9 protein-coding genes are annotated in these 9,085 nt (G+C 39.1%); 5 read left to right on the top strand and 4 right to left on the bottom strand.

Annotated features, from left to right (window positions below; all coding sequences use genetic code 11):
• The first annotated feature begins 344 nt into the window (after positions 1 to 344).
• Positions 345 to 2,309, top strand: a complete 1,965-nt coding sequence (locus tag WCP76_RS01910) for a M23 family metallopeptidase (protein ID WP_336293999.1) — start codon at positions 345 to 347, stop codon at positions 2,307 to 2,309.
• 394 nt (positions 2,310 to 2,703) lie between these two features.
• On the opposite strand, the gene WCP76_RS01905 is transcribed toward WCP76_RS01910, so the two are convergent.
• The 3 genes from WCP76_RS01905 to WCP76_RS01895 form a co-directional block, all read right to left on the bottom strand.
• Positions 2,704 to 4,128: a sensor histidine kinase gene (locus WCP76_RS01905; RefSeq protein WP_336293998.1), complete on the bottom strand. Its 1,425-nt coding sequence runs from the start codon at positions 4,126 to 4,128 to the stop codon at positions 2,704 to 2,706.
• Between the two features lie 228 nt (positions 4,129 to 4,356).
• The gene (locus tag WCP76_RS01900) at positions 4,357 to 4,911 is read right to left on the bottom strand and encodes an RNA polymerase sigma factor (protein ID WP_336293997.1); all 555 of its coding nucleotides are present in this window, start codon (positions 4,909 to 4,911) and stop codon (positions 4,357 to 4,359) included.
• Between the two features lie 7 nt (positions 4,912 to 4,918).
• The gene (locus WCP76_RS01895) at positions 4,919 to 5,122 is read right to left on the bottom strand and encodes a NepR family anti-sigma factor (RefSeq protein ID WP_336293996.1); all 204 of its coding nucleotides are present in this window, start codon (positions 5,120 to 5,122) and stop codon (positions 4,919 to 4,921) included.
• Between the two features lie 164 nt (positions 5,123 to 5,286).
• On the opposite strand from WCP76_RS01895, the gene WCP76_RS01890 reads away from it, so the two are divergent.
• The 4 genes from WCP76_RS01890 to WCP76_RS01875 all read left to right on the top strand — a co-directional run bounded on the left by WCP76_RS01890 (position 5,287) and on the right by WCP76_RS01875 (position 8,253).
• Positions 5,287 to 6,081, top strand: a complete 795-nt coding sequence (locus tag WCP76_RS01890; RefSeq protein ID WP_336293995.1) for a response regulator — start codon at positions 5,287 to 5,289, stop codon at positions 6,079 to 6,081.
• A gap of 20 nt (positions 6,082 to 6,101) precedes the next feature.
• Positions 6,102 to 7,115, top strand: a complete 1,014-nt coding sequence (locus WCP76_RS01885) for a sensor histidine kinase (RefSeq protein WP_336293994.1) — start codon at positions 6,102 to 6,104, stop codon at positions 7,113 to 7,115.
• Positions 7,116 to 7,349: 234 nt separating this feature from the next.
• On the top strand, positions 7,350 to 7,658 hold the full coding sequence (locus WCP76_RS01880; protein ID WP_336293993.1) for a hypothetical protein: 309 nt from the start codon (positions 7,350 to 7,352) through the stop codon (positions 7,656 to 7,658).
• Between the two features lie 112 nt (positions 7,659 to 7,770).
• Entirely contained in the window at positions 7,771 to 8,253 is a 483-nt protein-coding gene (locus WCP76_RS01875) for a hypothetical protein (protein WP_336293992.1), read from the top strand.
• Positions 8,254 to 8,268: 15 nt separating this feature from the next.
• Here the strand turns inward: WCP76_RS01875 and WCP76_RS01870 are convergent, their stop codons facing one another.
• A complete protein-coding gene (locus tag WCP76_RS01870) occupies positions 8,269 to 9,015 on the bottom strand; it encodes a DUF4167 domain-containing protein (RefSeq protein ID WP_336293991.1) in 747 nt (248 codons plus the stop codon).
• Positions 9,016 to 9,085 lie beyond the last annotated feature (70 nt).

The raw sequence follows: 9,085 nt of genomic DNA, 5'->3' as shown, positions 1-9,085 counted from the left end.
TTAAAAATAAATATACATTCATAGGTTGTATCTATATAAAATACATTCAAAAATGTGTAAAGTCCTATCTTAAAAAATTACACCATCTATGATAACATAGCATTATTATTTTATAAAAAGCTCATACTTAATTCATTGACAGGAACAACCCCGTCTTGCAGTATTGATATTCTTTAATTATTACTCTTCTATCTTTCTTCTTTCAAAGATAACCAAGAAAAGCCATTGCTATACAAAAAGGATTGGCGTTATCTGTGGTTTTAAGAATCAAATTCTTGTAGAAATACGCTAACTTATGTTAGTTTTTTGTCTTTACAATATTGGAGAAAGTGCTCTGAAAATCTATGTGGGATAACGAACAGCAGAAAAACGACCCCGGGCAAACTCCTGCTCTTTTAGTCAGACGCTTACTGCCTGCCCGCCGCCAAGTTTCTGTCCGTTGGCTTACAGGAACGGTTCTTACGGGGATAACTTCATGCATTCTTATGGGCATTGCACTTTTTGCAGCCCTTGATGAACAACAACGGTTGGTAACACCTCCACAATGGTTTACCCTGGAAAACCTCTCAGAAACACAAGCCTCCAATACCAACGGATATAAAGGTGATCGTATTTTTCCCACGCATGCGCGACAAAGTTTTGACAGTAAGCGCCAATTTGACTTATCAATTCTACAAAAAAAGGGCGATAAAAAGGTCATTCAAACACAACATTTTGAATGGATTCGAATGGCGTTAATCGAGGAACGCCCACACAAATATAGCTATCCTAAATTTGATGCTTTAAGCATTCTTGCCAATAATTCGGAAAATGAAACCACCCAACTACAAGATTCTGGACACATTTATGGAGCGAAGGTGGAAACAAAAATCATCTTACGCAACCATAATTTTATTATTGATCAAATAAATTTTGATGACGCAGATACCCTCACAGAGGATGAAGCACAACAAGAATTAAAAAAAGCTGGATTTTCTTTGGAAAAAAGCAGTGAGCTCCTTTCAATCCTCACTTTCACCGACCCTTTAAAATTAGAAAACTTATCTTCTACCCCCCAATTTACTGAGACCCCTGAAGTTCGAATCGTTCAAGAAAATGTAACCATTTCCCCTCAAACCCATCGCGTTGATCTCACTAAAAACTATGCTGAAGATATTATTCCTATTCGTAAAAAACAAAAGATAGCTGATGCTTTCAAAGACACAAACTATACAGAAAAGCAAATTAAACAGGTTATAAACACTTTAACGAAATTTAGCCGTTCGGATACGCTTAAACAAGGAAGCCTTTTACGCATTGGTATCATTACACAAACTGGAGAAGAAGATCATCTGGTGCGGGCAAGTATTTATCAAGGAATGCATCATGTTCTCACAATTGCTCTGAATGATAAAGGGCAATTTGTTGAAAGTGCAGAACCCATAATGTCCCACGCACTTAAAACCGCTTTTCGGAATGGTATTCCGCATTCTTATGTCAATACAGAAAAATTACCAACAGCTTATGATGCTATCTACACTGCGCTTCTCAGTCATAATATATCAAGCTCTCTCTCTCAGCGTCTCATTCATCTGCTTGCAACCAACATTGATATGAAAAGCCAGATAACGCCAGCCGACCAGCTCGAAATATTTTATGCCGTACCACAACAAAACGATACAGAAAAAAATAAAGGGCCCACAAATGCAGATCCTGAAATTCGTTATATCAGTGCTACTTTCGGCAATACAACATATAAATATTACCGCTACCAATCAAAAGACGGGAGCATCGACTATTATGACTCAGAAGGAAAAAGTTCTAAACCCTTTTTGCTCCGCAAACCCGTTCCAAACGGCACTTTTACTTCCCCCTTTGGAATACGCAAACATCCTGTTTTAGGATATGTTCGAATGCATACGGGGGTTGATTGGGCAGCACCAAAAGGGTCGCCCATTATTGCTGTAGGAGATGGTGTTGTCATAAAAGTAGGCGTAACAGGCGGCTATGGCAACCATACAGAAATTCGGCACAGCAATGGATATATCAGCACTTATTCACACCAAAGTCGTTATGCACCAAATATCAAACCAGGCACTAAAGTACGTCAAGGACAAATTATTGGATATGTTGGATCAACTGGAATGGCAACCGGTCCCCATTGTCATTTTGAAATCATTGTCAATAGCGTAAAAGTTGATCCCATGCGCATCCGTATACCTGACAGTAAAGCTTTAGCTAATCAAGAGTTACAAGCATTCCTAAAGGAAAAAAGCAATATTGATGCTTTGTTAAATAGCCCGAATCTGCCATCAGAAGATATTTCTTAAACGACACATAAAGCATTTATAATCTAAAATAGTTTTGTTTTTGAAATTTTTTGTCACAAAGAAACATTGTTGAAAAAATAAGAAAAAAGGATGGGTTCTTTCTTTCCTTGTTCTTTTAAAATGGGCAAAATGCGTTATTTACTGCGAATTTTACCGTTGATTCTTTGCTACTCTGAAGTTTACTGCACCAAAGTGTAAGGAGTTTTGCTAGAAATTTCTATTCCATAAACTCACATGAAGAAGCATGGAATCAAATTTTTTAAATTGAACGCTGCATTGAGTTTCAGGCAGATAAAGACTACACAACGAAGAAACTCATATAGACCAACATGTGCTATTGCATCACTTCCCCCCCAAAAAGTAGAAAAAGAGAAGAGCTTGTAATATTTTTAAATCAAGTAGACGTATCTTTTGAACCATATGTATTGAGTTTCGGTAAAGGAATCATAACCTTTGTGCCACCAAAATCAGAAGTTTCAAAAAGTGGTTTTTCACCAAACTGCATACAAAGCTGTTCAACGACCAAACGTCCAAGGCCTGCTTTTTGATCTAAAGTTCGCTGTTTTATGCCAACACCATTATCTTCCACAATTAACATCAATCGTCCATCTTTTTGAGAACCGAATGAGATATAAATATGGCCTGCACGCTGATCAGGAAAGGCATGTTTTAAAGAATTTGTTAGCAATTCACCAAGAATGATTCCAAGCGTTGTAGCATCTCTTGAAGACAAGCGACAATCTTTAAAAGACGTATGAATGGTGATATTTTCGCGCAATTCAAATGGTACCGCCAATTCGACATCATGAACTACAGAACTGAGAAACTCTGCCAATAAAGTTGTTTCCATATCATCACTCAAACGCAAACGACGATGTGCTGTAGATATGGTCTGAATACGGTCGCGTGCAGCACCAAGAACAGAACGCACTTCTTCATTTTTGCTACGATTTAATTGCAAACCAAGCAAAGAAGAAACCGTGCCAAGAGAGTTTCCAATACGATGGCTTGCATCCTGCAATAATATTTCAACACGTTGACGCTCTTTCTCAGCGTGATTTCGCGCCCTTTCCAATTCTCGTGTGCGTTCTTTCACACGTGCTTCAAGGGCTAAATTTTCACTGTGAAGCAGCAATTGATACATTTTTAAGGAGCGCACATCGTTATGAAAGCGGTTAATGACAAAATAAGCAGAGATAAAAGTACTGACGACAGAAACAATTGCCGCCAATGTTAAAGCAGCACGCATAAGTGCTATGCCCTCGCGCTGTTTTTGTCGCACCACATCATCGCCATTAATAAAGCTTGTCATTAATTGAGCTAAACGCGCCACTTGAATCTTTTGGAGTTCAACAGAAGAAGAAAGTTGAGGATATCGATCAGGAGTCGCCTCAAGATCATGCATGTGGGCATTCATAAAAGTTCTGCGCGCTTCGACTTCTTTTTTAAAAGCAGTAAACCATTCATACCACTGTGGATGCGCATAAACAATAAGTGCTATATAATCGAGAATATCATTAAGCTCACGCGCTGCATTTTCAAAGCGTGCTTTATCTTCCGCCTTGCGGGTTTTTGCATAGCTGCGATCAGCGACAGCCATATCGATCAAACTAATGAGCACTAAATCAGCCTGTTCGCGCAGTTCTGAACTTGTATTCAACTGCGCAACTTCCCGATCAACAGCATTTGATAACAGCATAATAAAAGCCGATGCCAAAAGAGCCATAATGAGAGAAACAACAATTGCCACCCAACGCCAACTTGATATGGTTGAATCAGAAGAGGGCATTTGAGGAAGCAAATTCTTCTTTGTTGTCATAGAATTTCCATCGGCGAACCTGAAAATCGTCATTTTTCAGCACAAAGGAAGGCTGCCTTATGAAACATAGCAAAAAAGCCCGATGCATGCTTTCACGCAGGCTCTGCTTATTTTCCCCAAGGATACACACCAAAGACTCTGAATTTCCTCAGATACTGATCTATTTACTTTAATAGCTATAACGAGAATAAAAAAAACAAGGCTACCAACCATAATTATTATGCTTTTTTAGCCATTAAATGAACACAATATACTTCCAGCGGAACAAGAATCGGGGCCATAATCTGATTCACCATTCACGCCAAGAAGTTCTTGTAAGCGATTACGCGCCCTGCTAACACGGCTTTTAATAGTTCCAATAGCACAGCCACAAATAGCCGCAGCATCTTCATAAGAAAAACCAGATGCCCCAATAAGAATAATGGCTTCTCTTTGATCAGCAGAGAGCATATCTAAAGCTTTTTTAAAGTCTTTCAAATCAAGCGACCCATATTGAGCAGGATGAACAGCCACATTTTGGGTAAACACTCCGTCAGTGTCTTGAACTTCCCTTCCTCTTTTGCGCATTTGACTGTAAAATTCATTACGCAAAATAGTAAAAAGCCAAGCTTTAAGATTGGTTCCCATTTCAAAACTGTTCTGCTTAGCCCATGCCTTCATAATAGTATCTTGAACTAAGTCCTCAGCTTTATCGTGCTTTCCACTTAAAGAAACAGCAAAAGCCCTGAGAGCTGGTAAAACCAAGAGCAATTCCTGCTTAAAATTCTTCGTTACCTTTGCCATAAAGGATTCAAACCTTTTCCACATTTTTTAAGCTAAATTTCTCTGCTCGCTCTAATTTCTCTAGAAGTTCCAGCAAACGCACAGGAAGTGCTTCTTCTTGAATTTCCATGTAAAACTGTCGCAGTTTCCGTGCTATTTCGCTATTTATCCCCAGGAGATCATCGCCAAAATTGAAGTGATGTGCGAGATTTTTTTCATCACGGTCGTTCATTTTTTATCCCCCTAATCCATATAATATTGGTAGCACTGAGAGAGTTTTTCTCTTCATGGTTGTAAATATAGTTGTATGTAAAAAGTTCCATACAGGCAAAGGAACTTTTTCATTGCTTAAGGATTAACCAACTCAATGCTTCAAAGGTAAAGGAGTTATCAATCATGTCATTATCCACGCGTATCGCACCGCATCTTCCCTATCTTCGACGTTTTGCTCGATCTGTTACAGGCAGCCAATCATCTGGCGATGCTTACGTCTCAGCAATGTTGGAAGCACTCATTGCTGATATTTCTATTTTCCCCAAAGCATCCAGTGACCGCATTGGTACCTATTGGCTTTTTTGCCACCTTTTTGACCAAACAACACCTAATATACCAGAGCCACTGCCACAATTTGGTCTTGAACAAAAAGCTAGTGCCAAACTATCATATCTCACCCCACGTGCACGCCAGGCCTTTTTGCTGATTGCCGTTGAAGGATTTAATGAACAAGAAGCCAGCGAAATCATGAATCTTGATGCAAAAAAATTCCGCGAACTACTCAATCAGGCATCGACTGATATCTCTCAACAAATTGCCACACAGGTTATGATTATTGAAGATGAACCTCTTATTGCGCTGGATATTGAACAAATGGTAGAAAGCCTAGGCCATCAGGTGGTGGGGATAGCACGAACCCACGATGAAGCTGTCATCATGTACCATAAAGAAAAACCACGATTACTTTTGGCTGATATTCAATTGGCCGATAATAGTTCCGGTATTGATGCGGTTAATGACATTTTACAAAAAGACTGTATCCCAGTGATCTTTATCACTGCTTTTCCAGAACGATTACTAACCGGAGAGCGCCCAGAACCAACTTTTTTAGTCACAAAACCCTTTAATCCTGATATGGTGAAAGCACTTATTTCACAGGCTTTATTTTTTCAAGAGAATGCTTCAAAAGCCGCCTAGAACCGAGCAACATCTAAATCATGATCGTTACTCCTATTACAAAGCCGCCCATGGATACATCACATCTTAGTGCCCTCATGCAAGCGATTCGTGGGGCCGATATTTGTGTCTTATATCAGACAACAAATCTGGTCTATTTATGGGCTGAAAACCTACCCAAACATTTGCATAATAAATGGTGTGTGGGGTGTCGTGATAGCGATTTTTTTTCGTTTGATCTTGCAGACAATATGGAAACAATCAAATTGCAAGTTTTAGCCACCGGCAAAATGCAAACTATTGAAGCACGGTTTGAGGATATGGCTAAGCAAGCCATTTGGTACAAATTTTCTATTGACTGCCACCGCAATGATAATGGAGACATTATCGGTATCATCACCACAGGTGTTAATATTTCTGGACTACGCCGACGTGAGCAGGTGCTTAAAATATTACTTCGCGAAGTCAGTCACCGTTCTAAAAATCTACTCGCCATTATTCAAAGTATTGCCAGCCAAACAGCACGTTATACTGAATCTTTACAGGTTTTTTTACGAAAATTTCAAGGACGACTCTATTCTCTTTCCCATTCTCAAGATCTCATCACAGATTCCGATTGGCGTGGTGCTCAATTTCGCGAATTGGTTTACTCACAAGCGTTGGGCTATTTAATGAAAGGAACAGAACGCTTTTCTATTGAAGGCGTGGATCCTCATCTTTTCCCAAATGCAGCTTTACATATCGGTTTGGCTTTTCATGAACTCATTGTCAATTCTCTTTCTTTTGGTGCCTTATCACAGGAAAATGGAAACATTCGTGTACACTGTGAAATCCACACAAATATGGATGGAAAAACACAACTCCTCATCACCTGGAATGAAAATTTTGAAGCAGGAACACTTCCTTCCAGCAATATAACTGCCTGTTTTGGCAGTGCTGTTCTAGAAAAAATTGTGCCCATCTCTGTAAATGGTTCAGCTTCTTTTAAATTGACAGAAGGAGGGATCGTGTATCGCTTGTGTGTTCCTGATACTTATTTTGATAGTTTTTTTTAAACAAGCGGTTGAGATACAACAAAATAAAAAAGTAAACCACTCACCCAAAGAGCTTTTCTCATAATACCCACCGCCCAGCATAACCATATTTTTCTACACAACTAATTTCTGGAAACTTAGTCTTTAAAATTCAGTCTTCTGGAACAAAAAACCTTTTAAAAAGTTTATTTATGCCTCCCCTAGTCTGACAAACTGTATTGCACATTGTCAGTCTATCATTTTGGAAAGTATTTTATGAACAATGCCCTCATCTATATCCTTTTATTGGTTTCATGTACAGATGACTTTAATAGCTGCTATTCTAATAGGACAATGATAAAAATCTATCCAACAGCTCAAGAATGTGAGCAAGCCATGGTACCATCTACAAAAAAAATTGCACCTTATGGGCAACAAATCTTTGCTCAATGTACAAGCATACACACAAACTTACATAAACAAACCGTAAAGCTTATCTGGTCCGTAACAAAAAGAGGTAATTTTCTGCTTAAAAGCCAAAATATAAATGATGAGATGCCAAAATCCCATGAAGCAGATGTTTGACCTGCATCATCCCCTCTTCAACATCCTCTTTCCATAAACCTCTTGCACAAAAAATCTTAAAAGCATAAACCCATCAGACTCTAAGCAAACAATTAGTAAAAAAGAGTACAGCATGATGGATTACAATAAACAACCTCATACTTCACAAAACTATCGAGCAGAGCATACTGCTCTGCCTGAAGAATCCCCCGTAGATCCTGCGGTAGAACGCGTGAGAAAAAAGCTCATGCTCTTCATGATTACCACTCTCTCAATAACGTTCATCCTTGTTCTTGTTGTACTATTTCTAGCTGTCTACAAAACTATAGCAATGAAATCAGCTCCAAAACAAATAGACCCCTTTTCCTCCAGTAAACAAAATTCAGAAATTGCCTATTACACACTCTCTTTACCAGAAAAAACACAGATTTTGTCGCAAAGCCTCTCCGGACACAATATATTGTTGAAGATCTTAACACCAGACGGAACAACACAATTTATGGTTTACAATTACCACACCGGCACACTTATTGCCGTTCTTTCTGTTGAAACAACAAAAGGAAAACCAGCTCCCAACCTCATTAAAAAGTCAGTAGCAGCCCCTAAAAGCACTTAAATAACACTGTCTTATTTAAATATTCTCTTCTGCCGAAGATGTTGCCACTCGACGCCGACGTGGTTTTCTCTGTATTTCCTCACCCAACACAGGCAAAGAAACAACTTTCTCTGTTGATACATCCCCATTTTTAGCAGTTTCAGACGTTGTCTGTGAAAGATCAAGGGATGCTTCTTCTTGAGAACGTACAGCACGCCGACGTGAAGGTCGGCGTGTTTTTTTGACAGACTCAACACTTTCTTCAACAGCAGATTGCTCTTCGTTTATCTTTTCATTCGACAGAGTATGAACCTCTTCCAAAAGAGTATCAACTTCTAATGCACCTTCACACGCATGCCCATTTTGTGCTTTTGCATATTGACCATTACTATTTTTTGGCTGCTGTGTTTGTGATACATCAGGATCATAATTAACGGCGTCTTTTTTCTCACTTTCAGCGTTTATTTCAGCATATTCTTGTTCGTTGTTTTCATCACGTCGAACTGAATGGGACGATTGCCCAACTGCTGCCAAAATAATCCGCAGATAGTGTTCAGCATGTTGTAGATAATTCTCTGACATAACGCGATCGCCAGCACCCTGTGCATCACGCGCAAGACTTATATATTTGTCGGCAATTTGCTGAGCATTTCCGCGAATTTTAACATCCGGACCGCTACTTTCATAATTCCGAGACAACGGGTTAGGGCCACGACGATTATTATTATTATTATTGTTATTATTGTTGCGACCGCGTACCCGTCTATTTTGTTGTGGCCTCATTTTTATCCCTTTTTGGAGTATGTGTGTCTTAATTGAATTTTCTTCATTGCATTATCCTCCGATAATGCTG

Origin of the sequence: Bartonella vaga (assembly GCF_037070895.1) — a bacterium.
In the GTDB taxonomy this organism is placed as follows: domain Bacteria; phylum Pseudomonadota; class Alphaproteobacteria; order Rhizobiales; family Rhizobiaceae; genus Bartonella.
This window is presented reverse-complemented; position numbering and strand designations above follow the sequence as displayed.